The organism is Paraburkholderia kururiensis JCM 10599 = LMG 19447, assembly GCF_003986935.1.
In the GTDB taxonomy this organism is placed as follows: Bacteria; Pseudomonadota; Gammaproteobacteria; order Burkholderiales; family Burkholderiaceae; genus Paraburkholderia; species Paraburkholderia kururiensis.
Genome location: NZ_RJZE01000015.1, coordinates 90,615 through 117,166, shown reverse-complemented (window position 1 = coordinate 117,166; position 26,552 = coordinate 90,615). Strand labels below are relative to the sequence as shown.

Genomic DNA, 26,552 nt, shown 5'->3' with positions numbered 1-26,552 from the left:
AATCGAGATAAAATTGCAGCACAGTATGCGAACGCGACGGTTGCCACCGCTGTTGCATGAGGGTTCGTGTGCTGTAGCCCAAGCCTGTAGGTGGCAGTTTGAGGGCAGCGACTGTGCGCTTTACCTCGAGGCGTGCCCGAGCGGGCACGCCTTTTTTTCGTCTGCGCTTTTGTCGCTCAGGCCACGACTGCGTGTTCTGGTTTGAATTTTTCACAGGCGCTGCAGTTGGCCCTTACGAGGCGGCTTTAGCGCGCCTTCACGCTGCGTGAGGACATACTACCCAGGACGTACTACCGATATCGCGGCCGATGCAAACGGCATACGCCGTACTGACATCAGCCGCTTTCCAACGCTCCGTCAGCGAACCGAAGCGTTCTGACGTGCCGCCGCCACGTCAGCCACCAGCAGCGCGGTCATGTTGACGATCCGGCGCACGGTGGCCGAAGCGGTCAGCACGTGCACCGGCTTGGCGGCGCCCAGCAGGATCGGCCCGATCGCGATGTTGTTGCCCGCCGCCGTCTTCAGCAGGTTGTACGAGATGTTGGCGGCGTCGATGTTCGGCATCACCAGCAGGTTCGCGTCGCCTTCGAGCGTGGAGTCGGGCAGCACCTCGCGGCGCAGGTTGGCGTCGAGCGCCACGTCGCCATGCATTTCGCCGTCCACCTGGAGGTCGGGTGCACGTGTCTTCAGGATTTCGAGCACGTCGCGCATCTTCTGCGCGGACGGTGCGTTGCTCGTGCCGAAGTTCGAGTGCGAGACGAGCGCGATCTTCGGCACGATGCCGAAGCGGCGCACTTCCTCGGCCGCCATGATCGTGATTTCCGCCAGCTGTTCCGGCGTCGGGTCCACGTTCACGTGCGTATCGACGAGGAAGATCTGCCGGCCCGGCAGCACGAGCGCGTTCATGGCTCCATAGACGCTGCAGCCCGGGCGCTTGCCGATCAGCTGATCGATGAAGTGCAGGTGGCGGTGCGTCGTGCTGATCGTGCCGCAGATCATGCCGTCGGCTTCACCCTTCTTTACGAGCATCGAGCCGATGAGCGTGGTGCGGCGGCGCATCTCGAGCCGCGCCATCTGCTCGCTGATGCCCTTGCGCGACATCAACTTGTAGTACGTCTGCCAGAAGTCGCGGTAGCGCTCATCGTGGTCGGTATTGACCACCGTGTAGTCCTGGCCGGCCACGAGCCGCAGGCCATAACGCGCGATGCGCTGCTCGATCACCGAAGGTCGACCGATCAGGATCGGCTTGGCCAGCTTCTCGTCCACCACGATCTGCACGGCGCGCAGCACGCGCTCCTCTTCGCCCTCGGCGAACACGATGCGCTTCTTCTCCGGCTCCGCGCTGCGCGCGAGCTGGAAGATGGGCTTCATCGTCGTGCCGCTGTGATAGACGAACTGCTGCAGGTGCTGCACGTAGCCTTCCATGTCCTCGATGGGACGCGTCGCCACGCCGGAGTCCATCGCGGCCTTCGCCACGGCGGGCGCGATCTTCACGATGAGGCGCGGATCGAAGGGCTTCGGAATCAGGTATTCAGGGCCGAACGAGAGATCCTGAATGCCATACGCCGTCGCGACGATGTCGCTCTGCTCCTGGCGCGCCAGTTCGGCAATCGCGTTGACCGCGGCGATCTCCATTTCCCGCGTTACCGTCGTGGCGCCCACGTCCAGCGCGCCGCGGAAGATGAACGGGAAGCACAGCACGTTGTTGACCTGGTTCGGGTAGTCCGTGCGGCCCGTGGCGAGCACGGCGTCCGGGCGCACTTCGAGCGCCAGTTCCGGCAGGATTTCCGGCGTCGGATTCGCGAGCGCCAGAATCAGCGGATTGGCCGCCATCTTCTTGACCATCTCCTGCTTGAGCACGCCGCCTGCGGAGAGGCCGAGGAAAACGTCGGCACCTTCGATCACCTCGGCGAGCGTGCGTCCGCTCGTTTCGCGTGCGAAGCGCTCCTTGTCCGGGTCCATCAGCTCGGTGCGGCCCTTGTAGACCACGCCGGCGAGGTCGGTCACGAGAATGTTTTCGATCGGCAGACCCAGGTCGACGAGCAGGTCGAGGCACGCCAGCGCCGCCGCACCCGCGCCCGACGTCACCAGCTTCACCTTCGAGATGTCTTTGCCCACGACCTTGAGGCCGTTCGTAACCGCCGCGGCCACCACGATCGCGGTGCCGTGCTGGTCGTCGTGGAAGACGGGAATCTTCATGCGCTTGCGGCATTCGCGTTCGACGATGAAGCAGTCTGGCGCCTTGATGTCTTCCAGATTGATGCCGCCGAAGGTCGGCTCGAGCGCGGCGATCACGTCGACCAGCTTGTGCGGGTCCGATTCGTTGAGTTCGATGTCGAACACGTCGATGCCGGCGAACTTCTTGAACAGCACCGCCTTGCCTTCCATGACAGGCTTCGACGCGAGCGGCCCGATGTTGCCGAGCCCGAGCACCGCCGTACCGTTGGTCACCACGCCCACGAGGTTGCTGCGTGCCGTGAAACGCGCCGCGTTCAGCGGGTTCTCGACGATCTCTTCGCAGGCGAACGCCACGCCCGGCGAATAGGCGAGCGCGAGGTCGCGCTGGTTGATCATCTGCTTGGTGGGCGCAATCGCGATCTTCCCCGGGCTCGGGAATTCGTGATAATCGAGCGCGGCTTCGCGAAGCTTGGTATTGGCGGAATTCGACATGAGAGGCGGGCTTCTGGTGCGGATTAGAATGGATCTTCGAGAGACAGTCGGCTGCATTGTAGCGCCAATCCCCCTGCCGATTGCTTTCACTTCAGGCGCAGGTGCCGCGACCGGAACGTACTGAACAGTACACCGCGAACCGGTCGGCAAGCCATGCCAGACGGGGCTCGCCGTACAATCCAGCCTGCCTTTGAGACCGTTGCGCGTTCTTGCGAATGCCTGACGACATTGCCTTCGGGTTTTCACTATCCACGCGCCTTGCCACGCCTTCCGGCCATGCTTTCCGAGTTCTCGCTCATCGACCGTTTCTTCGCCCGCCGCGCCCGCACCGGCCGCGTCCACCACGCAGCGCTCGGCATCGGCGACGACTGCGCGCTCATCGCGCCGCCCGCCGGCGAAGTGCTCGCCGTCTCCACCGACATGCTCGTGGAAGGCCGCCACTTCTTTCCCGACGTCGATCCGCACGCGCTGGGTCACAAGGCGCTCGCCGTCAATCTTTCGGACCTCGCGGCAATGGGCGCAAGGCCGCTCGGCTTCACGCTCGCGCTCGCGCTGCCCGCCGCCCGCGAAGACTGGCTCGAAGCGTTCAGCACAGGTCTCTTCGAACTCGCGGACCGCTTCGACTGCGAACTCATGGGCGGCGATACGACCGCGGGCCCGCGCAACATCTGCATCACCGTGTTCGGCGCGGTGCCGCCGCAACAGGCGCTGCGTCGCGATGCCGCGCAGCCGGGCGACGACGTGTGGGTCTCCGGCACACCAGGCGACGCGCGCGCGGGCCTCGGTATCCTGCGCGGCGAATGGCACGCGGCCGACGCCGATGCCGCGACGTTCCGCCGCGCGCTGGAACGCCCGGAACCGCGCGTGGCGCTGGGACTCGCGCTGCGCGGCATTGCGAGTGCGGCACTCGACGTGTCGGACGGCCTTGCCGGCGACCTCCAGCACATTCTGGAGAGCTCGCGCGTCAATGCCGTGATCGATGCGGACGCAGTGCCACGCTCGGCCGCGCTGGCGCGCCTCGCACCCGACGTGCAGCGCCGCTGCACGCTCGCAGGCGGCGACGACTACGAACTGTGCTTCACGGCGCCGCCCAATGCGCGCGATGCAGTCGATGCAGCGGCGCAACGGGCAGGAGTGCCGGTAACGCGCATCGGTACAATAGTTCCTCCCGAAAACGCGGACGCCGCGCCGGCCATCACGTGGCGCGACGCGGCGGGCAACCCGCTTCCCCTGACGTTGCACGGCTTCGATCATTTCCATGCAGACTGAACCCACGCCGACTCCGGCCGAAGACGTGCCCCGCGCGCCCGAGGCGCCGCAAGTTCCTGCGACGTCGCACACGTCCGCTTCGCCGTCGACCAGCGGCGCAAGCGCAGAAACGCCCTCGCCCGCATCGCCAGACGATGCCGTTTCCTCAAGCCGCGCCAACCCGAACGCCACCTCCGACGCCGCACCCAACACCACAAGCGCCCCGCGCCGCGCGAGCGCGCGCTTCATGCTCTCGCATCCGTTGCACATCGTGTCGCTCGGCTTCGGCAGCGGGCTCTCGCGCATCATGCCGGGCACGATGGGCACGCTCTTCGCGTGGCTTTCGTTCATGGCGCTGAGCCGCTATCTGACGGTGCTGGAGTGGGGCATCCTGATCGTCGGCGGCTTCGTTGCGGGCATCGGCATCACCGGCTTCACGGCGAAGAAAATGGGCACCGACGACCCCTCGCCCGTCGTCTGGGACGAAATCGTGGCATTCTGGCTCGTGCTGCTGATGGTGATGCCCGTGTCGTTCAGCGGCCAGCTCTGGTCGTTCCTGGTGTTCCGCTTCTTCGATATGGTGAAACCGCCGCCCATCCGCTACTTCGACCGGCGGCTCAAAGGCGGTTTCGGCATCATGTTCGACGACCTCGTCGCGGCATTCTTCACGCTGCTCGTGGTCGCGCTCTGGCGCATGTCCGTCTGACAGACGGTTTCGCTCGGGCGTTTTGTTCATCCGCGCCTCTTTACGCGCTTTTGTCCACGCTCACCCTGCTCGACCATGCCTACCGATTCTGTCGTTCACCAGCTCGCGATCCGCGCCGGCAACAAGCTGCGCGACGAGCGCCTGATGCTCACGACCGCCGAGTCCTGCACGGGCGGCATGGTCGCCACCGCGATCACCGATATTTCCGGCAGCAGCGGCTGGTTCGAGCGCGGCTTCGTCACGTATTCGAATCAGGCGAAGAGCGAGATGATCGGCGTGCCCGCGGAGTTGATCGAGAAGCACGGCGCGGTCTCCGAGCAGGTTGCGCGCGCCATGGCCGAGGGCGCGCTGCGCAACAGCCGCGCGCAGGTGTCGCTCGCGATTACGGGCGTGGCGGGACCGGGCGGCGGCACGGAAACGAAGCCGGTCGGCATGGTCTCGTTCGCGTGGAGCAACCGGCTGCACACGGCCGCCGAAACGCTCGTGTTCAAGGGCGACCGTGAACAGATCCGCGTACAGGCCGCCGCACACGCGTTGCGCGGGCTGCTCGCATTACTCGACGAGAAAGAACGATAAGCCGGGAAGCGCGACCATGACGGCCACCGGCATCGCTGTGGAAGAGCTGATTCGACGCCTCGACTTGCAGCCGCATCCCGAAGGCGGCTTCTATCGCGAAACGTGGCGCGCGGCGGACCAGGTGTGGCGCGCGGGCACGACGCCGAACGCCGATTCCAGCGCCGCGCGTTCGGCCTCCACCGCAATCTACTACCTGCTGTGCAATGGCGCACATTCGGCGTGGCACCGTATCCGGTCCGACGAAGTCTGGCACTTCTACGCCGGCGCGCCGCTCGAGGTCTACGTGCTCGATGCAGCCACCGGCGCGCGCGTCACTCACCGGCTAGGCAACGCGCTCGCCCACCCCGGCACGACGTTTCAGGCGGTGGTCCGCGCGGGCGACTGGTTCGCCGCACGCTGCACCGATCCCGCGACCTTCGCGCTGGTGGGCTGCACCGTGGCGCCGGGCTTCGAATTCAGCGAATTCGAACTGGCCGATGTCGATGCACTCGCGGCGCAGTTTCCCGCGCATCGCGAACTCATCGTTCAGTTGCGGCCTGGCAGCGCATCTAGCCAACACGCCGGCTGACACGCACGCAGGCCGTCACGAGTCACCGGCCAAAGAATCACCCGTCGATTCACCCCACCGGTTCACCGATACGCGTTGATCTTGTCGCGCGTTTCCTGCGCTGCGCGCGCCGCGGCCTGCGCGTAGTCGTCGCCCTTGCCGGCGTAGATGATCGCGCGCGACGAATTGATGAGCATGCCCGTGCCCGCTGCCGTGCGGCCCGCGCGCACCGTGGCTTCGACGTCGCCGCCCTGTGCGCCGACGCCCGGAATCAGGAGCGGCATGTCGCCCACGATACCGCGCACCACTTCGATTTCCTTCGGGAACGTCGCGCCCACCACGAGGCCCAGCTGGCCGCCCACATTCCACTTCTGCGCCGCGAGTTGCGCAACGACCTGATAGAGCGGGCGCCCGCCCGTGTCGAGAAACTGCAGGTCGGAGCCGCCGGGGTTCGACGTGCGGCACAGCACGATCACGCCCTTGCCCGCATGCGCGAGGTACGGCTCGATCGAATCGAAGCCCATGTACGGATTCACGGTGACGGCGTCCGCGGCGTAGCGCTCGAAGGCTTCGCGCGCGTACTGCTCGGCGGTGCTGCCAATGTCGCCGCGTTTGGCGTCGAGAATCACGGGCAGGCCGGGATGATGTGCGTGGATGTGCGCGATCAGCGCTTCGAGCTGATCTTCCGCCCGGTGCGCGGCGAAGTAGGCGATCTGCGGCTTGAACGCGCACGCGTAGGGCGCGGTGGCATCGACGATCGTGCGGCAGAACTCGAAGATCGCATCGGACCGGTTCGCGAGCGCGCCGGGAAACTTCGAGGGCTCGGGGTCGAGGCCGACGCAGAGCAGCGAATTGGCGCGCTGCCATGCGTCGTTGAGCGTCTGGATGAAAGAGGACATGGTGGAAACTCGCGGCGAGCCGGTAATGGCGGTAACGGAAGAGGCGCGTATTTTAAACCGGGGGCGACTTGAGGCCGACACGCGCGCCGCCTTATCGCCTTGCCTTGCCTTACCTTGCGGGCTCGCCTCATCGCCCCGCCTCGTAGGGCCGCCTCACCCCGGCACCTGATCGCCCCCGCCTTACCGCCCCACCTTCCCCGCCGGATGACGCCCCGCCTTCGCCCCAGGTGCGCCCGGCACCGCCGCTGCCGTACGCAGCCCCGTGCGCTCCACCGTGAAGCTGAACTCGCGCGCAAGCCGCTCGCCGCGCGCAAGCACCGTCATGCCGTGTTCGGCGGCGCCGCCCGCCAGGTTCACGGCGTTGATCGGATGATCGACGGGCTCGAAGCAGAAGAAGTCTTCGCCCGGCGGCGTATAGAGCACGTAGTAGTCGGTATCGGCGGCCACCGAAAGCGAGAGCCGCCGCTTCGGCCAGACCACCGCCGCGCGGCCGCTCCAGCCCGTGAACCCGTGATTCACGATGCCGTCGGGCAACGGGTACGCCACGCCGAACTGCCAGGCCGGCGGCGCCGGCACATGCCGCACCGGCAGCCAGTCGTTTCCGGCGAGCCAGAGGCCGCTTGCCGCCGCGCACAACTCCGTAGCCGCGTCGCGCACCAGAAACGGATGAATGCCGAGCCCGAACGGCAACGCGTCGCGGCCCGTGTTCTCGATCTCCAGCGTGATGGTGAGCGTCGATCCATCGAGCGAGTAGGTCTGTACCGCGCGATACGTGTACGGCTTGCCGTCGGTTTGCTCGAACGACAGCCGCACACGCTCGGCGTCCACCTCTTCCACGTCCCAGCGGCCAAGCCAGCCGTCGCCGTGAATCGGCAACGGCTCCGCGGCGCGGTTGCGCGGCACCTGCACCGTGCGATGACCGAAGCGGAAGCTGCCGCCGCCGATCCGGTTCGAGTACGGCAAGAGCGGATAACACGCCAGCTCGTTCGGATCCGTATGCGCGCTCACGTTGAGGCAGCGCCGGAACACCGGCACGAGCGCGCCGTCGTCGCGCCAGTCGAAGCGCGTGATGCCGCCGCCCAGCTGGGGCGCCACGTCGAGCCGCAATTGCGCGTTCACGAGCGTGACGCAGGCGACGTCGTGAGTATCCGCCGCGCCAATCGCGACCGCCGACGTGCTAGGCCCTGCCAGCACCGGATGCGCAGCCGCTTCGAGTCGCGCGCGCCGTGCGGCGGCGGGCGACCCGGAGGAAGGAACAGCCGGGGGAATGGCCACAGCGGCGCCTGGCGACGGCGGCGAGCCAGCAAGGCTGCCAATAGCGGAATTCGCGACGGTCATATCAGACTCCTTCGAGAGGCGTGGATCTCCGCGCCGCGCTGCTGGTTGCCCTGCTGGTAGTCCAGTACGGGCGGCCCAATACAGGCGGCAAAGTGCGGGCGGCTCTGAGTGCCGGCGCGTGCCGGACGCAGCGGGATGGCACAGCCGGCGTTGCATGCCGGACCAGCCGCCCGCGTGGCCGCCTCTTCATCTCGTGTTGCATGCTGCTTCGCGCTGCGCGTCATGCCTGCCAGCGCTTTCGCCCACCGCTTTTGCCCAGACTTGCCAGCCGCGCGTCGGGCCGTATTGTCGGCTGCGCAAGCGCGCCTAACCCTGCGGCAAGGCGCCCTGGAAGCACGGTTCAGCGATCCCGCGCCGGCCCGTCACCACCGCGAACACGCCACCCGCCTGCGGCTCGCGCGCGAGCACGTCCGCATCCAGCCCGATGCGCGCGCTCGTCACGTAAAGCGTGTCGAGTTGCGCGCCGCCGAATGCGACGCAGGTGGGCTGCGAAACGGGCATCGGCACGCGATCCGTTTCCACGCCGTCCGGCCCGTAGCGCACCACGCGGGCGCCGGCCCATTGCGCGTTCCAGATGCCGCCGTCGGCATCCACGGTCGAACCGTCGGGCTCCGCAGTCGTATTGCCGAGCGTCGTGAACGTGCGATCGTTCGTCACGCGTCCGTCGTCGCCGTAGTCGCACGCGCGGATCTCGCGCGTCGGGGAATCGCAGTAGTACATCGTCGCGCCGTCCGGGCTGAACGCGATGCCGTTGGCAATCGCGGGCGCCGGCAGCGGCAGCCTTTCGAGCGTGAGGTCGCGGTTGAGCCGGTAGAAGCCGCCCACCGCGCGCGTGGGCGAACCCTCGTCCTTGGTACCGAATACGAAGCGGCCTTGCCGGTCGCAGCGGCCATCGTTCAGGCGCGTGTTCAGATCCGGCTCCACTTCGACGATGCGGTGGATCGCGCCCGTCGCGCAGTTGAAGAACGCGAGGTGTTTCGCCAGCCCGAGCAGCAGCCACTGCGGATCGGCACACAACGCAAAGGACGCCAGCCGCTCCGGCATGGGCCACGACGCAATCGCACCGTCGCGCGCGTTGTGGCACCACAGCCGGGCGCCTTCGATATCGGTCCAGTATAGGCGAGCAGTGCGCGCGCACCAGGTCGCGCCTTCGCCCAGCGAGCATTGCGAATCGACGGTGAGCGCCGCCGCACGTTCGGTCGCCGCAGAACCCGCGCTCATGCCCAGCCTCCGTCCACCACGATGTCCTGCGCGGTGATCATGCGGCTGTCGTCCGCGGCGAGGAACAGCGCCATACGGGCCAGATCGGCGGGCAGCAATTCGCCTTCGATGCACTGGCCTTCCTTGATCGCGCGCCGGCCCGCGTCGTCCAGCCACAGGCGCTTTTGCTTGTCGGTCATCACCCAGCCCGGCACCAGCGTGTTCACGCGAATGCCGAACGGCCCCAGTTCGCGCGCGAGACCGCGTGTGAGCCCCTGCACCGCGGACTTGCACATCACGTACACGGGGAAGCCACCCTGCTTGAGCATCCAGCTGATCGACCCCAGGTTCACGATGGAGCCGCGCTGCGCCGCCTTCATGTCGTCGATCACGGCCTGCGCCGCGAAGAACTGGTGGCGCAGGTTCACCGCGATGCCCGCGTCGAACGATTCCGGCGTGACCTCTTCGGTCTTGTGGCGGCGGTCGTTTGCAGCGTTATTGACGAGCACCTCGACGGGGCCGAGCGCCGCTTTCACGTCGGCGACGGCGGCGCGCAGCGCGTCGATGTCGGTGAGATCGCAGGACAGAAACAGCGGACGGTGGCGCGAGTCGCCGAGTTCGTCGGCGAGCGCGGCGCCCGCAGTGGCGTCGATGTCGAAGAACGCGACGCGCGCGCCCTGCGCGGCGAAGTGCTCGACGAACGACGCGCCGATGCCGGTCGCGCCACCCGTGATGAGCACCGTGCGATCGACAAGACTCGGATAGTTCGCGTACGCGCCGCCCGTACCGCTGGTTGCGGCTACGCGCTCGCTTGCGTTGGCAGGAGAAGACATCGTTCGGTTCCTTCGGTTTCGTTCAGAACGTGCGCTCAATCGCGCGAGCCGCGGTTCTTCAACTGGTCGAGCAGCACGGCGGCAAGCAAAATCGCGCCGCGCACGAGGTACTGGTAGAACGCGTCGATGTTGAGCAGGTTCATCACGTTTTCGACGGTGCCCATAATCAGCACGCCGATCACCACGCCCGAGATCGTCGCGCGACCGCCCAACAGCGACACGCCGCCCAGCACGCACGCCGAAATCACGTTGAGTTCGAACCCTTCGGCCGCATTCGGCTGGCCCGAGGTAATGCGCGACGCGAGAATCACGCCCGCGAGCGCCGTCACCGCGCCCTGAATGAGGAAGATCCAGACCCGCGTGCGTTCCACGTTGATACCCGCGAGCCGCGACGCTTCGGGATTGCCGCCGATGGCGAGCGTATTGCGCCCGTACACGGTCTGATTGAGCATCACGCCGAACACGATGAAGCACAGCAGCGTGACCCAGATGGGCAGCGAAACGCCGAACATCGTGAGGCCGCCCAGCGCGATGAAGGTATCCGACGACACGCCCACGGCCTGGCCGTGCGAGACGATGAAGCCGAGGCCGCGGACGATTTCCATGGTGGCAAGCGTCGTAATCAGCGCGTTGATGCGCAGATACGCGATCACCGCGCCGTTCACGAAGCCGATAGCCGCACCCGCCGCCACGGCGGCCACGATGGCGATGAACGTGTTGTTGGTGGCGTTCAGCACCATCGCGCAGAGCACGCCCGCGAACGCGACCGTGGAGCCGATGGAAAGATCGAAGTCGCGCGAGGCGAGGCAGAACATCATCGTGCAGGCCACCATGCCGATCTGCGAGATCGACAGCGCGAGGCCCAGCATGTTCTCGATCGAGAAGAAGTGATCGACCGTCAGCGACATCGTGACGAACATCACCGCGAAGATCACGATCAGGCTGTATTCGGTGATCTGTTGCCACCACTTCTGCCTGTCACTGGTCTTCGGAATCAGCGCTTCCGCAGCGCTCTTGGCCGCTTCGTGCGCGAGGTTCTCTCTGGCTTGCATTTGCTTCACTCCTCCCGTTCCCCACGGGTTGTCTCACTGTCTATCCACCGGCACGGGCGTGCCGAGCGCGCCGCGTTCAGGCAGCGCGCGCTTCGTTTTCCGCGTTCGCACCGGATGCACCCTCGGGCAGCGCGAGGCCCAGCACCGCGTGCTCCGTGGCCGCTTCGCGCGAAAGCTCGCCCGCAATGCGGCCTTCGCGCATCACGACGATGCGGTCCGACACGCCAAGCACTTCGGGCAACTCCGACGAGATCATCACGATCGCGCAGCCGCGCTCCGCGAGCTGATAGATCACGTGGTAGATCTCGTGCTTCGCGCCCACGTCGATGCCGCGCGTGGGCTCGTCGAGAATCACGACCTTGAGGTCGGGCTCCGCGAGCCAGCGCGACAGAATCGCCTTCTGCTGGTTGCCGCCCGAGAGGAAGCGAATCTTCTGCTTGCGGCTCGGCGTCTTGATCTTGAGCAGCTTGATGAATTCGTCGGCAGTCTGCGCTTCCTTGCGCCGGTTCAGGAACATGCCCGCGCGCAGGTAGTGCCGCCGGCAGCTGATGTTGATGTTCTCCGCCACGGAAGCCATCGCGACGATGCCTTCCTCCTTGCGGTCTTCGGGACACAGCACGATGCCCTGGCGAATCGCCTCGCCCGCGCTCTTCACGCGGATCGGCTCGCCGTCCAGTTCGATCTCGCCGCTCTTGCGCTTGTCCGCGCCGTAGACGAGGTGCATGAGTTCGCTGCGGCCTGCGCCCACGAGCCCGAAGAAACCGAGAATCTCGCCGCGCCGCACTTCGAAGCTCACCGGTTCAGCCAGCGGATGACCGCTGATGTTCTTCGCCGCGAACCGCACTTCGCCGAGCGGCCGTGCCCGGTAGTTGTAGATGTCCGAAATTTCGCGGCCCACCATCTCGCTCACGATGGTCTCGCGCTTCACGCCTTCCAGCGACGGATGCGAAGCCACCTTGCGGCCGTCGCGGAAAATCGTGCACGCGTCGCAGAGCTGGTAGATCTCGTCCATGCGGTGCGAGATGTAGATGAGCGCGCGGTTGTCGGCACGCAGATCGCGCACGAGCTTGAACAGCACTTCGGTCTCGCGGTGCGAGAGCGAGCTTGTGGGTTCGTCGAGCGCAATCACGCGCGCGTTGCGCATGAGCGCCTTGCAGATTTCCACCATCTGCCGCTGCGCAATGGAGAGCTTGCGCAGCTTCACGTCCGGTTCCAGGTCCACGCCCATCGCGGCAAGCCGCTCGCGCACGAAGCGTCGCGCGGTGCGCTTGTTGACCCAGCCGAGCGCATTCGGCAAGCGCCCGAGCAGCAGGTTTTCCGCCACCGTCAGGTCCGGCACGTACTGCAGTTCCTGGTGAATCACGGCAATACCCGCCGCAATCGACGACGCCGCGCTCGAAAAATGCACCTCGTTGCCGTCGATCAGGATGCGGCCCGAGTCCGGCTGGTACTCGCCGCCCAGAATCTTCAGCAGCGTGGACTTGCCCGCGCCGTTCTCGCCCATGAGGCCGTGCACTTCGCCGGCGTGCACCTCGAACGAAACGCCGTCCAGCGCGCGCACGCCCGGAAATACCTTGCCGATGTTGTCAAAACTCAGCGTCGCTGACACTTCGCTTCCCTCTCTTTCCGTCTCGTTCGCCCTCTGACCGGCAAGGCGGTCCTGCTTCGGCGTTTCCGACCACCGGAGCACCGAAGCAGGACTCACCCGCCTGCCAGCCTTGCCTTACTTCGAGGCGAGCCCCATCTTTTCACGCACTTCGTTCACGTTGCTGCGCGTGGCCAGCATGCCCGTCGTGAGCGTGAGCGGGGGCGGCGTCGTGCCCTTCGTGATCCAGTCGTACATGAGCGTCGACGTTTCTTCGCCGTGGCGCTTCGGGCTGATGATCACGGTGCCGTAGAAGCCGGTCGGTTCCGGCTTCTTGAACTCGTTCAAGGCCGAGTCCGAACCGCCGATGCCGATGCCGATCATGTTGTCCGCCTTGAAGCCGCGACCTTCCGCTGCGCGCACGGCGCCCAGCACGGCTTCGTCGTTCAGGCCGTAGGCCACCCAGTGCTTGAACTTCGGGTTCTTCGTGAGGGCGATGTTGGCCGCGTTGAACGCGTTTTCCGTATCGGTCTTCGCCTGCGGCGCCGCGATCACATTCGCCTTCGGGAAGCCCGCGGCGATGAGCGCGTCGGTCGCGCCGCTCGTGCGGTCGTGCGCGGTGGGCAACTGCTCGTAGGTCACGTCGATGGCGCCCACGTCCTTCATGTCCCAGCCGCGCTTCTTGATTTCGGCGGCAATGCCTTCGCCCACCTGCTTGCCGATGTTGTAGGCCGAAATGCCCATGTGCGGCACCGACTCGATCGGCTTGCCCGCGCCGTCCACGAGGCGGTCGTCCACCGTCATCATCTTGAGGCCGTCAGCCTTCGCCTTCGCGACGATGCCCGGTCCGAGCTTCACGTCCGGCGTGCAGATCACGAAGCCTTGCGCCTTCTGGGCCGCGAGATTGTCGATGGCACTCATCACCTTTTCGCCAGACGGCGCACCGATCTTCACGAGCGTGAAGCCTTTTTCTTTCGCGGCGATCTCGGCGAACTTCCATTCGTCCTGAAACCACGGCTCCTCCGGCTGCTTCACGAGGAAGCCGATCTTGACCGGATCGGCCGCCTGCGCGACGGGCGCGTTGAAGAGCACCGCCGTGGCTGCTGCAGCGAGCGTGAGGAAAATTCTGCGTTTCATGGTGCGTGTCTCCTGTCTGGCAATTACGCGAAGGTATTGGCCGCGTTTTCTTGTTCCCGGGGCGACGCACGCGGCCAGTGCGTCATCGGGATCACAACCCGGTAGTCGCGTCGCCCGGGCGGCGCGGCCTTTGTGTCTGCGTTGCTGCTTCGTCTACCGCTTCTTTTCGTTCAGTCGTGGTAAAGCGCCGAACGCCCGCCGTCGATCGTGATGCAGCTCGCGTTGATGAACGGCGCTTCATCGGACGCGAGAAAGACTGCGGTCATGGCCACTTCCTCGGGGCGGCCAATGCGCTTCATCGGCTGCAGATCGAGCGTGGCCTCACGCGCGGTAGCCGGGTCCGGCTGGCTCGACCACCAGTCGTGCGTAAGCTGCGTTTCGATGTAGCCCGGCGCGATGGCGTTCACACGCACGTTGCGCGGCGCGTACTCGATGCCGAGCGCCTTCGTGAGGCCGATCACGCCGTGCTTCGCGACCGGATACGGAAAGCAGCCCGGAATGATCTTGAACGCATGCGTGGACGCGATATTCACAATGGCCCCCGCACCGCGCTCCACCATGCCCGGCAGCACCGCACGACAACCGTTCCAGACGCCGTCGAGGTCCACCGCGAAGCAGCGGCGCCAGTCGTCGTCGGTCATCGTGAGCGGGTCGCAGAACACGTTGATGCCGGCGTTGTTCACGAGTACGTCGACCGGACCGAACGTGCGTTCGGCAGCCTCCACGGCGTCGCGCACCGATTGCGGCTGCGTGACGTCGGTGCGCACGGCGAGCACGCGCGGCGAGCCTTGTGTTTCGTCTTTCAGCGTTCCTTCGATCTGCTGCGCGGTGCGTTCGGCGGCATCGAGATCCAGCTCGGCCAGCACGACCGCCGCGCCTTCGCGTGCGAAAGCTGCAGCGATCGCCGCGCCAATGCCGCGACCGGCACCGGTGACGAGCGCGACCTTGCCGGCCAGCCGCTTCATTTGCGCATCCCCGCGCGTGCCACGCGCAGTCCGTTGATGAACGCCTTCGCGTGCGACGCCGTGGTTTCCGCGCTCTGACCCGGCTTGTAGAGCGCCGAGCCCAGGCCGAATCCGTTGGCGCCGGCGGTGAGGAACGGCCCCATGTTGTCCGGCGTGATGCCGCCCACCGGCACGAGCGGCACCTGCGGCGCGATCACCGCGCGCCAGGCCTTCACGACCTGCATGCCGAGCTGCTCGGCGGGGAACATCTTGAGCACGTCCGCGCCGTTCTTGAGCGCGAGAAACGCCTCGGTAGGCGTGGCGACGCCAGGCGCGCACGCAAGCCCGTGCGCCTTCGCGGCAAGCACCACTTCAGGATCGCTGTGCGGCATCACGATCAGTTCGCCGCCCGCGGCTTTCACGTCCTTCACGAGCGTGGGCTGCAGCACGGTGCCGGCGCCCACGATGGCGTCGGCGGGCACGGCCTGGCGGATCGCCGCGATGCTCTCGAACGGCTGCGGCGAATTCAACGGCACTTCGATGATGCGAAAACCCGCTTCGTACAGCGCGTGGCCATGATCGGCGGCGTCCGCGGGCGTCACGCCGCGCAGGATCGCGATGAGCGCGCACGTGTCGAACGCCGCGGCAAGTCCCGCGTGCGGCGCATACGGTGCTGGCAGGTTGAGATCGGTTTGCATGCTCTTTCCTGTGTCGGTCTCTGCTGCGTCAAGGAGGCGTCGCTGGTGCGTTGCCGCTGCGTCACGGATGCGACGCTGTTGCGTTGGCGCCGCTTCGCTCTCGCTCGACGGGTGGTTTCGGTTCGTTGCTGCGCGCTCGTGTTCGTTGTTCGCGTGCTTTGCCTGCGTGCTTTGCCTCGTTGTCTTGCCTGCGTGTTTTGCCTCGTTGTCTTGCCTAAGTTCGCCGCTTTGCTGCGTCGCTTTGCTGCACTACGCAGCTCGCGTTACACGCTACGCGGCTGAATCTTCCTGCGCCGGCGCACCCACGGCCGGCGTCACGAGTCCTGCCTGCACTGCGATGCGCCACAGCCCTCGCTCCGTCGCGTGCCGCACCAACTGCGCGTTCGTGCAGCCGAACTGCGCGAGCGCGAGGCGATAGCGCTCGCACAACGCGTCGTTGCCGATCAGGCGCAGCGTGCGGCCTGCCAGCGGCGGCGGCTCGTGCGCGAGCACGGCTTCGAGACCCGCGAGTTCGTGCCCGATCAGCAGGCCCGAGAGATAGTCGGGCTGCTGCTGCGGTTCGAGCTGCGCCGTCAGACCCAGCGTGCGGGTGCTGAACACCGTGGCCAGCACGCCGGCATCGCCGTGTTCGCGCGCAACGGCCACGCCGCGCAGGAACGCACCCAGATCCGGCTCGCCGGGCGACACCATCGTGCGGCCCAGAATGGTGTGCTCGCGCAGCGCCGCAAAAATCTCGCCGGTCATGAACGTGTAGAAGCGTTCGATACGCCCGTCGCGCACGATCGCCCACTTCGCGTGCGTGCCTGGCAGACCGATCAGCACGTTGGCTGACGCGCCAGCCTGAGTGGCCTGAGCATCGTGCGGTTCGTCGCCGTCGCCACCGAGCGCGCCGACGATCTGCGTTTCCTCGCCGCGCATCACGTTCGGCAACTCGCCGCGCTCCAGCACGCCAGGCACGATCGCGAGCGTCGCGCCGCGCACGGTCTTCACGCGCACGATGCCGGCGACGAGCGCGTCCGCACTCGCGGGCGTGTCCACGTAAGGCGCCTGCACCCAACCCTGCGCGCTGCCCACCATGCCCGCGGCAATCACGGGCAGCGACGGCGTCTCATCGAGCCACTCGCCGCAGACGGCGTCGAACGCCATGTCGAAGCCGCCTTCCGCAGCCGGACGCGGCAGATTCATGATGCCCGCCGGCGACCCACGGCTCGCCAGCACGCGGCCCGTCGCGTCGTAGAGATACGCGCGCAGCGCCGTGGTGCCCCAGTCGAGCGCGATCAGCGCGGCGGCAGGCGCGGCAGCGGCGGCAGCGTTGGCAGCAGCCGTAGCCGCGGTGGTCGCGCCGGCTGCATCGAAACCGGTGACGGCGGCAAGCGTGCCGCCGGCCGTGGATTGACTCATCGTTTAATCCTGCGTGCGGCGGGCTGCGGAGCGCGCCAGCCGAGTTCTTCCGAGATCGCGCGCGCTTCGCGCTGCACGATCGGCACCAGTTCGTCCATGCGTTCGAGCGACATGTACGGAATCGTGCTCGCCACCGAAAGCGCCGCGACGATGGCGCCCGACGCGTCGCGCACCGGCGCGGCGACGCAGCGAATGGAGGCCTCGTTCTCTTCGAGGTCGAACGTGTAGCCGCCCGCGGCGTAGCCCGTCATGCGTTCGAGGAACGTGTCGAGGTCCGGGCGGTGGTCCGGCTTGAAGCTCACGCCCGCCAGCGCGCGGCGCGACGCGTCGTGCAGCTTGCGCCAGATGTCGGGCGCGAGATCGAGCATCAGCGCCTTGCCGATTCCCGTCGACGCGAGCGGCATGCGGTGCCCCACGCGCGAGCGCATTTCGAGGCCGCGCTGGCCGGGAATCTTGTCGATGTAGAGCACGTCGTCGCCGTCACGCACGCCGAGGTGAATGGTGTCCAGCGAGTAATCGGCGAGCGCCTGCAGATGCGGACGCGCCACTGCGGTGAGCGGCATCTGTTCGAGCGCGATGGTGCCCAGTTCGATGAGCTTGGGCCCGAGCAGGTAGCCGCCCTGCACCTGGCGCAGGTAGCGCGCCTGCACGAGGCTGCTCACGAGGCGGTGCGTGGTGCTGCGCGTAGTGCCGAGCGCGGCGCCGAACGAGCGCAGGTCGCGCACGCCGGCCGCGGCGGCTTCGAGAATCGCGAGGCCGCGCAGCAGCGTCTGCGTGCCGGCCTGCTGTTGTGCGAGGTCGAGCGGCGAACCGGGCAGACCGATTTCGTCGGCGGGCTGCGCGGGCGTCTGCGCTGCGGACTTCGAAGCGGCGCCGTTCGCGGCGCGCGACGCGCGACCGGCGTGTTCGGGCTGAGGTGTGGCAGCGTTGGGCGGAGACATCAGTTTGTTGTCCATGGCGATCGCAACCGGAAAGGCGTTTGTGCGGTTAGCGGGCGCGTTGGCCCGAGGAGCGAAACAGTGTGCGGATGACGGACGTTCCGTCAGGCGGCGGGAACTGCGCCGCATGCGTCGCGGTGATGGACATGGCTGGCTTGTCTCCGATTTCGTGCCGGCTCGCAGGCAATTCGCGGCCGACCGTTTCTTTCTTGCTGTGGGCGCTGGGCATCGCGTGCCCGGTGTGTGGCGCATTGTAGGGCCGAACGTTTTGAATCTCCAATATATGAGTTTGACGATCACATAATGGGATTAAAGGCTTTGGACGCGACGAAGCGGCGCGGGAAAATCGCGAGGGAAACGAAGCACAGGCCAGAGGAAAGGGAACGCCCACGGGGCGACGAATGCGTTCGCGCGGGAGTAAAGGCGAGGGGATTGAAGATGGAAGCGGCGGCAGGACGAGACGTCCGACCGGCCGAACCCGCCCGGACGCCGTCGAGCTAACCGCTACACGGCGTGGCCGTGCGCTGTGGGTTCTACTGCGGCAACTCCGCCACGCCCATGCGCCGTGCGATCACGGCGGCACGCTGGGACAGCCAGGGCGAGTTGCGATGCTCGTCGAAGTAGCGCGGGCGCGGCAGCATGACGGCGAGCCGCGCCGCCTGCCAGGCCGTCAGCTTCGCCGCGGACGTGCGGTAGTAGTGCTGCGCCGCAGCCTGCGCACCGTACACGCCGTCGCCCCATTCGACGGAGTTCAGGTAGATCTCGAAGATGCGCTGCTTGTCCATCAGCGTTTCGAGCATCCAGGTGATGATCAGCTCCTGCCCTTTGCGCAGGTAGCTCTTGTCACGCGAGAGGAACAGGTTGCGCGCGAGTTGCTGCGTGATGGTCGAGCCGCCCGCCACGATGCGTCCGCGCGACTTGTTCTTTTCCCAGGCTTGCAGGATGGCGTCGGTTTCGTAGCCGTTGTTGCTGACGAACTTCGCGTCCTCGGAGGCGATGATCGCGCGCTTCAGATTGCGCGAGATCTGCTCGTAAGGCACCCAGGTGTGCTGGATCGCGGGGTCGGCGCCCTCGCTTCGCTCGCTCGAAAGCCGCCACGCGTCGGAGCGCATGAAGGCCGTCGATTGCGGATTCACGACGTTCCACACCGCGATCTGCGCGAAGTAGTAAAGCTGCGTGGCGATCCACGCGCAGGCGAACACGGAGAAGCCGTAGAACGCCCATCGGGCGAGGCCTGGACGGCGCGTGCGCCGGGCGGCGGCGGTGAGCGAGATCGCCACGGCGTGCTCGCGCGTCAGGCCTTCTGCGCGGCCAGCTGCGCGCGCAGTTCGGCGAGCACGGGCGCGCTGTCGGGCCGCACGCCGCGCCACACGTAAAACGATTCCGCAGCCTGCTCCACGAGCATGCCGAGGCCGTCCGCGCTGCGTGCGCCCAGCGACTGCGCGTGCCGCATGAAGACGGTGGGCTCGGCGCCGTACATCATGTCGTAGGCGAGCGTGGCCGCGCCGAATGCGCGGTCGTCGCAGTCGGGCAATGCGGCGTCGAGGCTGCCCGCCGTCGCGTTGACGATCACGTCGTACGGGTAGGGCTCGACGGCATCCGGGCCGCCGCCCGTCAGCGTGCAGCCGGCCTCATAGGCCGCGGCTCCGAACTGCGCGACGAGCGCTTCGGCCTTCGACGCCGTGCGGTTCACGATGGCAAGCCCGCGCGGACCGCGTTCCAGCAGCGGCAGCACGACGCCGCGCGCCGCGCCGCCCGCGCCGAGCACAAGCACGCGCGCGCCCTTCAGCGCCAGGCCGAGATTCGTTTCGATGTCGCGCACGAGGCCGACGCCATCCGTGTTGTCGCCGTAGATGCCGTCCGCGTCGAAGCGCAGCGTGTTGACCGCGCCGGCGGCCGCGGCGCGCGCCGAATGCGTGTCGGCGAGCGCATACGCTTCGAGCTTGAACGGCACGGTGACGTTGAGCCCGCGGCCACCTGAGGCCATGAACGCCCGCACGGTTGCGACGAAGCCGTCGAGCGGCGCGAGCAGCCGATCGTATGCGACGGGCTCACCGGTCTGCGCGGCAAAGCGCGCGTGAATGAACGGCGACTTGCTGTGCGCGACCGGATTGCCGATCACGGCATAACGGTCCGCCTGCGACGGCACCTGCGGCGCGCTCATCGGCTCTGTTCCTCTGCGTGGTGATGGCGACCGGCGTGCGTTGTGCCCTCTTCAGTGGACCCTTCGGCGGCATTTTCGTGGGTGCCTTCGGAGCCGGACGCTTCGCCACTCGTGTTCGACTCGCCTTCGGTCGGCTCGCCCTCGCCGCCTTCATCGCCGCCATCGGCTTCGGCCAGCGCTTCGGCTTCGCTTTCGGCGGACGCGTCGGTGGCCTCGATCAGCTCTTCGTCTTCGCTCTCTTCTTCCGCTTCCGCACCGCTCGTCACCGTCGGCGCGTCGAGCACACGCAGCATGCGCACGGAGGCCTCGATCGTGAGTTCGTCGATCGACATCACTTCAAGCAGCAGGCGCGTGCCGCGCGCGTGCACGCCGAGCGCGGGCACGTGCAGCAGCAGCGGGATTTCTTCGAGGCGCACGAGGTCGCCTTTCACGACCGCCGCCACTACCTCGCGCCGGTTCTCCTGCATGAGCCAGCGCAGGCACCAGAAGTACTCCATACGGCGCTGATGGTCGGCGTAGGCCGTATAGGTCTCGTCGAAGCCTTGCACGACGGCGAACAGGTCGGCGTCCTTCGGCTTGAAGGGCGCCGCGAGCTTCGCGGTCACGCCGTGCTGCACGCACGCAAGCAATTGCCACTGGTTCACGAGGTCCACGTAGCGGCGCAGCGGCGAGGTGCTCCACGCGTATTGCGCCACGCCCAGGCCCTCGTGCGGCGCGGCCGTGGTCTGCATGCGCGTGCGCTTGGGGCCGGTGGGCGCGCCGAACGCGCGCTGCGAGCGATAGATGCCCGGCACGCCGTGATCGTGCAGGAATGCGCCCCAGGTGGAGTTCGCGAGAATGGCGAGTTCCGCGACGATCAGGTCGAGCGGCGAGCCGCGGCGGCGCGGCGTGATGGTGATGCGCTCGCCGTCCACGTAGAAGTTGTAGTCGGTGTTGCGCTGCACCTCGCGCTTGAGGCCGTAGCTCGCGCGCGTCTGCTGGCGTTTTTCGAAGAGCGCCTGGGCAAACGGCCAGAGTACGGCGATGTCGTCCTTGTGCGGATAGTCGCCGGTGCCCGCTGCGAGCGCTTCCTCGGTGACGTGCTCGTCGAGCGTGTTGTGACGCAGGTTGTGCTTCACGAACACGCGCTCGGCGCGCGTTTCAGTCGCCACGATCTCCTGCGTTTCGCGGTTCACGATGATGTAGAGCGACAGCGCGGGCCGCAGGTCGCCTTCCTTCAGCGTGAAGGCATCCACGAACTCGTCGGGCAGCATGGTGATCTTGTCGCCCGGCATGTAGACCGTGGAAAGACGGTTGCGCGCGATCGTATCGACGGGGTCCCCGCGGCTGATGCCGAGCGCCGGCGCCGCGATGTGCACGCCGATGCGCACGCGGCTGTCGGCCAGATGCTCGACGGAAAACGCGTCGTCGATCTCAGTGGTCGTCACGTCGTCGATCGAGAAGGCTTCCACCAGCGCTTCGGGCAAATCCTCGGCAAGCGGATTCACGGTGACGGGCGGAAAACCGGTGCCGTGCGGGAAGAATTCGGCGAGAAAGCGTGCCTCGTGCAGCGCGCGCGCCGACGGAATGCCGCCGCATTCGAGCATGAGCCGCGGCATCGAAATGCCGCGCGCCGCGGCGGCCGCTTCCAGCGCCTTGTACTCGATCGAATTCTTGTCGGGCCGCGTGAGAAAACTGAGCGCGCGCCCCTGGAACGCCTCGGGCAAGCGGCCCGCTTTCAGTTCTTCTTCGTACTGCGCCTGGACGAGCGCCTGCTGCCGCTTGCGCTCCAGCGACGCGAGCGCCATCTTGAGCTGCTCTTCAGGCGCGCGCTGATACTGGCCGCGCCCCTTGCGGCGGAAATAGACCGGCGCGCCATGCAGGCGCAGCACGAGCGCCGCGCGCTCCACGGGACCATAACCTTCGCCGAAATACTCGCTCGCGAGCGTGGAGAAGGCGAACTCCTCCTGCGGCGCGCATTCCCACAAAAAGTCGAGATCGATCTGCTGCGCGGCGGCGTCGGCCTGCTCCATGAGTTCGGCCGCTGCCGGCTTTTCGAACTCGATCAGCACGTCTTTCGCCCGCACCTTCGCGCGCCGGCCGCCCGGCAGCTCGACCTGAAATGCGTCACCCTGGCGCGACAGCACGCTGCCGGCCTTGAAACTGCCCGATTCCTCGAAGAAAACGTTCACTCAGTACTCTCGTTCAGACTTGCTGCGCGTCTTGCGTGCCTTGCGTGCCCCATTGCAGGCGCAAGACGCGTGTTCGTTCCGGATAAGGTGCGCGGTTCGTTGCCGCCAGACCGCCCACTCGTTTTCGTGTTGCTGTTGTCGTTTCGCCCGCGTTCGTGTCGCTCAGCCGATGGCGGGCGGGACCGCGGACGCCGCATCGCAGAAAGCGATCACGTCGTCCACGTAGCTCGCGAATTCGCTGATGGCGTGATCGCTGCCTTCAATCAGCTTCGTGCGTGCGCCCGGGTAGTGCGCGAGCATCTCGCGATAGTCGAGCACTTCGTCGCCCGTCGCGGCTAATAAATAATAGCGTTCGGGCCGCGTAACCGATGCGACGGCCAGCGCACGCAATTCATCGAGATGCCGGGGCTCCACGACGATGGAGCCACCGCCGTGCCACAACGGCTGCTCGCCGAGATACTGGCTCAGATCGCGCTGCGGCACGACCGCCGGATTCAGCAGCACGGCCGGCCAGCCGTGCTTTTCGGCCAGATGCGTCGCGAAGTAGCCGCCCAGAGAACTGCCCACCAGCGCTACATGCGCGTCGCCGGTCGCGGCGCGCCGCTGCTCCACTTCGCGCTCCACGAGCGCTACCGCTTCGAGCGGCGAGACCGGCAGCATCGGGCAGCACCATGCTTCAGCGCGCCCCATTTCTTCGAGACGTGCCGCAAGCAGCCGCGCCTTGAACGACGCCGGCGACGAGCGAAAGCCGTGCAGGTAGACGATCACGCGCTGTCCCGTCCGCTGCTAGTCACGGCCGGTGCGGCTGTTGCGGCTGTTGCCGCCGGCCGCGCCGAAAGCGCGTCGAGCAGTTTCTGATGCACGCCGCCGAAGCCGCCGTTGCTCATCACGAGCACCTGGTCGCCCGGGCGCGCGGCTGCGGTGACGGCTTTCACAAGGGCGTCGAGGTTGTCGAATGCGCGGGCCTTGTCGCCAAGGGGCGCAAGTGCTTCCGCAAGATTCCAGCCCAGGGCATCGCGGCCCGACGGAGCGCCGTAGCCGAACACGAGATCCGCGTCGGTGAGGCTGCCCGGCAATTGGGCCTTCATCACGCCGAGCTTCATGGTGTTCGAACGCGGTTCGAGCACGGCCAGAATGCGCGTGTTCTCGCGGCCTACGCGCGTGCGCAGGCCGGCAATGGTGGTCTGGACCGCCGTGGGATGGTGCGCGAAGTCGTCGTAGACGGTCACGCCGTCCACGCTGCCGCGCACTTCCATGCGGCGCTTCACGTTGCGGAATGTCGCGAGCGACTTCGCCGCCTGCGCGGGCGGCACGCCGACGTGGCGCGCCGCGGCGATGGCCGCAAGCGCGTTCATGCGGTTGTGCTCGCCCTGCACCTGCCATTCCACGACACCCACGCGCTCGCCGCCGTGATACACGGCGAAGCGCTCGTCCACGGGCGCACCGTCTTCGGCGGGCAGCGCCTGCCAGCCGCCCTCCACGCCGAAACGCTCCACTTCGCTCCAGCAGCCGCGCGCGAGCACGCGCTCGAGCGAATCTTCGCGGCCGTTCGTCACGATGCGGCCCACGCCCGGAATCGTGCGCACGAGGTGGTGGAACTGGGTTTCGATGGCGGCGAGATCGGCGAAGATGTCGGCGTGATCGAATTCGAGGTTGTTCAGCACCGCCGTGCGGGGGCGGTAATGGACGAACTTCGAGCGCTTGTCGAAGAACGCGGTGTCGTACTCGTCGGCTTCGATCACGAAGAAGCTCGAATCGGTAAGCCGCGCCGAGACGCCGAAGTTGAGCGGCACGCCGCCGATCAGAAAGCCCGGATTGAGGCCAGCGTCTTCGAGCAGCCAGGTGAGCATCGAAGTCGTGGTGGTCTTGCCGTGCGTGCCGGCCACGGCGAGCACCCACTTGCCCGCCAGCACATGTTCGCCGAGCCATTGTGGGCCGGAGACATAAGGCAGGCCGCGGTCGAGAATGGCCTCCATCAGCGGATTGCCACGCGTGACCACGTTGCCGATCACGAACAGATCCGGCTTCAGGTCGATCTGCGCGGCGGCGTAGCCTTCGATCAGGCGAATGCCCTGCGCCTCGAGCTGCGTGCTCATCGGCGGATACACGCCGGCGTCGCAGCCGGTCACCGTATGGCCCGCCGCCCGGGCGAGCACGGCGAGACCGCCCATGAACGTGCCGCAGATGCCGAGGATATGGATGTGCATAAGCCTGGTGCGCCGAGCGGGCGCCGTATTCGAGATGGAGTGGGAGAATGCGGGCGGCGTTCCGGGCTGACCTGCCTGCGCGCCGGTTGCCATGAAGGACCGCAAAGGCCGCTATTGTACCCGACGCATCCGCCGCGTCCGGGCTGTCGGCGGGCTCGCAGGGGGGCCGGCCGTGGCGCCTGCGGGCGGTCCCGCGTTGGCCCGCAATCCGTCCGGCAGCGGCCTGCGGAGTGGGCTCCCGCCCACAGGCACGCACGCTCAGGGGCCCGGGGAGCGCCGGAAAGCCGTCATGCATTCTCTAGTATGATTGCCGGATGGTTCGCAAATCACATTTCGACCCACAGCGCGTTCGTGAGGAAATCGCGATCGCGGCTGCGCGGATGATCGCCGAGGACGGGCTCGACTACTCCACGGCCAAGCGCAAAGCGGCAAGGCAGGTGGTGGGCGAGACGCGCGTGGACGGCTCATGGCTGCCGGATAACGACCAGATCGAGGAAGAAATCCGCGAGTACCAGTCGCTTTTCCAGGGCGACAGCCAGCCGGCGGTGCTGCTGCGCCTGCGCGAAATCGCGCTCGACTGGATGCAGCGGCTCGAGCCCTTCAAGCCGTATCTCACGGGGGCCGTGCTCAACGGCACGGCGGGCGAGCACTCGGATGTGCACCTGCAGATCTTCTGCGACAACCCAAAGGAAGTCGCGATCTATCTACTGAATGCCAACATCCAATATGACGTGTCGGAAACGCGGCACTTCGCCCAGCGCGGCTACGTGGAGACGCTGAGCTTCCTGTGGAAGGCGTCGCGCGACGCCGAACCGGTGGGCATTCATATTGCGCTCTACGACACCGACGACCTGCGCGGCGCGGTACGCGCCGACGCCCGCGGGCGCCTCGCGCGAGCGAACGCCCAGGCGGTGCAGGCGCTTCTCGACGAAACGAACGCGGCGGACGCGGCTTCCCCGTCTGCCAACTGAAACGACTGAAATCCACAGAGCCCAGCCGGGCCAGGCACCTGATCGACCATGAACACGAAGCGGATTCTGGCCGCTGCCGCCGTGGCAGCAATCGCAGCGGGCGGCGGGGTTCTTGCGGGCCACTGGGTCCGCGGAGGCGATATCTCCGAGGCGGGCGAAGCGCCCGCGGCACAGGGTGCCGTCGCGCAACTCTGGACCGCGCCGGTCACAAGCCCGGACGGCAAGCCGCAGTCGCTTGCGCTGTACAAGGGACGGCCCATGGTGGTGAACTTCTGGGCGTCGTGGTGCGGGCCGTGCGTCGAAGAAATGCCCACGCTCGCGAAACTCCACGACGAGTACTCCAAAAAGGGCGTCCAGTTCGTCGGGCTCGGCGTGGATTCCGAGAAGAACGTGAAAACGTTCCTTCAGAAAGTGCCCGTCGATTACCCCATCTACGTGACGGGCTTCGGCGGCGCAGACCTCGCCCGGGCGTTCGGCAACAACGCGGGCGGCTTGCCCTTCACGGTCGTAATTGACGCGAAAGGCAACGTTCGTACGACAAAACTCGGCGAAATTCGGCCCGACGAACTCAAGCGAACGCTCGACGCCCTTTGAGCCCATCCGTCCGTTTCTGCCGAAAAGTGCCCGAAAGCGCCGGAATTGTCCGTGATTTAACGAAAATTGAAGGAAGTTGAGCGCCAGGACGCCAGCCGAAGCGCCTGACATGGCGCAGGTTTTTCGCGCAAACCTAGACAAGTTTCTCTAATCGGCGCTAAAGTTCGCGCAATTCCACGGAAACTGAAGCGACCATGACCCGACTGCTGGTTCTGCACGGCCCGAACCTCAACCTTCTCGGCACCCGGGAACCCGAGGTCTATGGGCGCGTCACGCTGCCACAGATCGATCAGGCGCTCGCCGATCGCGCGGCCGATGCCGGCGTCGAACTGGCCACGTTTCAGAGCAATCACGAAGGCGCACTCGTGGACCGCATCCAGGCGGCCCGCACCGAAAAAACGGACTTCATCGTCATCAACCCGGCGGCCTACACGCATACGAGCGTGGCGATCCGCGATGCGCTGGCCGGAGTAGGCATCCCGTTCGTCGAAATTCATCTCTCGAACGTGCATCGCCGCGAGTCCTTCCGGCACCACTCGTATTTCTCCGACCAGGCCGAAGGCGTGATCTGCGGTTTCGGCTGGAAGGGCTATCTATACGCACTCGAATTCGCGCTCGACCGGCTCGCCGCCGCGCCGAAGCAAGCCTGAATCCGAATAACACCCAACCCGTG

General features: G+C 66.7%; 24 protein-coding genes. 7 read left to right on the top strand and 17 right to left on the bottom strand.

The genetic code is table 11. The features are described from left to right. Positions 1-357: 357 nt before the first annotated feature. Complete coding sequence (locus PKKP23_RS19125) at positions 358-2,670, bottom strand: NADP-dependent malic enzyme (protein WP_126878043.1); 2,313 nt, start codon at positions 2,668-2,670, stop codon at positions 358-360. Positions 2,671-2,946: 276 nt separating this feature from the next. Between PKKP23_RS19125 and thiL the strand changes: the two genes are divergently transcribed. The 4 genes from thiL (at position 2,947) to PKKP23_RS19105 (ending at position 5,768) form a co-directional block, all read left to right on the top strand. Further along, positions 2,947-3,939 carry a thiamine-phosphate kinase gene (thiL, locus tag PKKP23_RS19120; protein ID WP_126878042.1) on the top strand — a complete coding sequence of 331 codons (993 nt, stop codon included), beginning with the start codon at positions 2,947-2,949 and terminating at the stop codon, positions 3,937-3,939. Beyond that, a complete protein-coding gene (locus tag PKKP23_RS19115; RefSeq protein WP_338120164.1) occupies positions 3,929-4,624 on the top strand; it encodes a phosphatidylglycerophosphatase A in 696 nt (231 codons plus the stop codon). Before thiL ends, PKKP23_RS19115 begins: the two co-directional genes overlap by 11 nt. A gap of 75 nt (positions 4,625-4,699) precedes the next feature. Then, positions 4,700-5,200, top strand: a complete 501-nt coding sequence (locus PKKP23_RS19110; RefSeq protein ID WP_017777061.1) for a CinA family protein — start codon at positions 4,700-4,702, stop codon at positions 5,198-5,200. A 16-nt stretch (positions 5,201-5,216) separates the two neighbouring features. Continuing rightward, positions 5,217-5,768 carry a cupin domain-containing protein gene (locus tag PKKP23_RS19105; protein ID WP_126878041.1) on the top strand — a complete coding sequence of 184 codons (552 nt, stop codon included), beginning with the start codon at positions 5,217-5,219 and terminating at the stop codon, positions 5,766-5,768. 62 nt (positions 5,769-5,830) lie between these two features. Here the strand turns inward: PKKP23_RS19105 and pyrF are convergent, their stop codons facing one another. The 16 genes from pyrF to mpl form a co-directional block, all read right to left on the bottom strand. Then, positions 5,831-6,646: an orotidine-5'-phosphate decarboxylase gene (gene pyrF, locus PKKP23_RS19100; protein ID WP_126878040.1), complete on the bottom strand. Its 816-nt coding sequence runs from the start codon at positions 6,644-6,646 to the stop codon at positions 5,831-5,833. Positions 6,647-6,826: 180 nt separating this feature from the next. After that, positions 6,827-7,984, bottom strand: coding sequence for an aldose 1-epimerase (locus PKKP23_RS19095; RefSeq protein WP_126878039.1), 1,158 nt, complete (start codon positions 7,982-7,984; stop codon positions 6,827-6,829). 306 nt (positions 7,985-8,290) lie between these two features. Further along, positions 8,291-9,205 (bottom strand): SMP-30/gluconolactonase/LRE family protein, encoded by a 915-nt coding sequence (locus PKKP23_RS19090; protein ID WP_126878038.1) that lies wholly within the window; start codon positions 9,203-9,205, stop codon positions 8,291-8,293. Then, complete coding sequence (locus tag PKKP23_RS19085; RefSeq protein WP_126878037.1) at positions 9,202-10,017, bottom strand: SDR family NAD(P)-dependent oxidoreductase; 816 nt, start codon at positions 10,015-10,017, stop codon at positions 9,202-9,204. Before PKKP23_RS19085 ends, PKKP23_RS19090 begins: the two co-directional genes overlap by 4 nt. Positions 10,018-10,052: 35 nt before the next feature. Beyond that, on the bottom strand, positions 10,053-11,069 hold the full coding sequence (gene araH / locus PKKP23_RS19080; RefSeq protein WP_017777067.1) for an L-arabinose ABC transporter permease AraH: 1,017 nt from the start codon (positions 11,067-11,069) through the stop codon (positions 10,053-10,055). 76 nt (positions 11,070-11,145) lie between these two features. Continuing rightward, a complete protein-coding gene (gene araG / locus PKKP23_RS19075) occupies positions 11,146-12,678 on the bottom strand; it encodes an L-arabinose ABC transporter ATP-binding protein AraG (RefSeq protein WP_126878036.1) in 1,533 nt (510 codons plus the stop codon). A 114-nt stretch (positions 12,679-12,792) separates the two neighbouring features. Further along, complete coding sequence (locus PKKP23_RS19070; protein ID WP_126878035.1) at positions 12,793-13,791, bottom strand: arabinose ABC transporter substrate-binding protein; 999 nt, start codon at positions 13,789-13,791, stop codon at positions 12,793-12,795. Between the two features lie 170 nt (positions 13,792-13,961). Continuing rightward, entirely contained in the window at positions 13,962-14,756 is a 795-nt protein-coding gene (locus tag PKKP23_RS19065; protein ID WP_126878034.1) for an SDR family oxidoreductase, read from the bottom strand. Next, the gene (locus tag PKKP23_RS19060; protein ID WP_017777071.1) at positions 14,753-15,433 is read right to left on the bottom strand and encodes a 2-dehydro-3-deoxy-6-phosphogalactonate aldolase; all 681 of its coding nucleotides are present in this window, start codon (positions 15,431-15,433) and stop codon (positions 14,753-14,755) included. The genes PKKP23_RS19065 and PKKP23_RS19060 overlap by 4 nt, the downstream gene beginning before the upstream one ends. A gap of 270 nt (positions 15,434-15,703) precedes the next feature. Beyond that, positions 15,704-16,834 (bottom strand): 2-dehydro-3-deoxygalactonokinase, encoded by a 1,131-nt coding sequence (locus tag PKKP23_RS19055; protein WP_126878033.1) that lies wholly within the window; start codon positions 16,832-16,834, stop codon positions 15,704-15,706. After that, entirely contained in the window at positions 16,831-17,775 is a 945-nt protein-coding gene (locus PKKP23_RS19050; RefSeq protein ID WP_233411784.1) for an IclR family transcriptional regulator, read from the bottom strand. The genes PKKP23_RS19055 and PKKP23_RS19050 overlap by 4 nt, the downstream gene beginning before the upstream one ends. A gap of 530 nt (positions 17,776-18,305) precedes the next feature. Further along, positions 18,306-19,052, bottom strand: coding sequence for a monofunctional biosynthetic peptidoglycan transglycosylase (gene mtgA / locus PKKP23_RS19045; protein WP_126878031.1), 747 nt, complete (start codon positions 19,050-19,052; stop codon positions 18,306-18,308). Between the two features lie 14 nt (positions 19,053-19,066). Further along, on the bottom strand, positions 19,067-19,936 hold the full coding sequence (aroE, locus tag PKKP23_RS19040) for a shikimate dehydrogenase (protein ID WP_126878030.1): 870 nt from the start codon (positions 19,934-19,936) through the stop codon (positions 19,067-19,069). Next, on the bottom strand, positions 19,933-22,107 hold the full coding sequence (locus PKKP23_RS19035) for a ribonuclease catalytic domain-containing protein (protein ID WP_126878029.1): 2,175 nt from the start codon (positions 22,105-22,107) through the stop codon (positions 19,933-19,935). The genes aroE and PKKP23_RS19035 overlap by 4 nt, the downstream gene beginning before the upstream one ends. A gap of 162 nt (positions 22,108-22,269) precedes the next feature. Next, entirely contained in the window at positions 22,270-22,875 is a 606-nt protein-coding gene (locus PKKP23_RS19030) for a YqiA/YcfP family alpha/beta fold hydrolase (protein WP_126878028.1), read from the bottom strand. Then, positions 22,872-24,314 carry a UDP-N-acetylmuramate:L-alanyl-gamma-D-glutamyl-meso-diaminopimelate ligase gene (gene mpl, locus PKKP23_RS19025; protein WP_126878027.1) on the bottom strand — a complete coding sequence of 481 codons (1,443 nt, stop codon included), beginning with the start codon at positions 24,312-24,314 and terminating at the stop codon, positions 22,872-22,874. Before mpl ends, PKKP23_RS19030 begins: the two co-directional genes overlap by 4 nt. A gap of 314 nt (positions 24,315-24,628) precedes the next feature. On the opposite strand from mpl, the gene PKKP23_RS19020 reads away from it, so the two are divergent. From PKKP23_RS19020 to aroQ, 3 genes are all read left to right on the top strand, one after another. Then, complete coding sequence (locus tag PKKP23_RS19020) at positions 24,629-25,285, top strand: UDP-N-acetylmuramate--alanine ligase (protein WP_126878026.1); 657 nt, start codon at positions 24,629-24,631, stop codon at positions 25,283-25,285. A gap of 48 nt (positions 25,286-25,333) precedes the next feature. Then, complete coding sequence (locus tag PKKP23_RS19015) at positions 25,334-25,879, top strand: TlpA family protein disulfide reductase (RefSeq protein WP_126878025.1); 546 nt, start codon at positions 25,334-25,336, stop codon at positions 25,877-25,879. Between the two features lie 194 nt (positions 25,880-26,073). Beyond that, on the top strand, positions 26,074-26,529 hold the full coding sequence (gene aroQ, locus PKKP23_RS19010; protein ID WP_017777081.1) for a type II 3-dehydroquinate dehydratase: 456 nt from the start codon (positions 26,074-26,076) through the stop codon (positions 26,527-26,529). Positions 26,530-26,552: the final 23 nt, after the last annotated feature.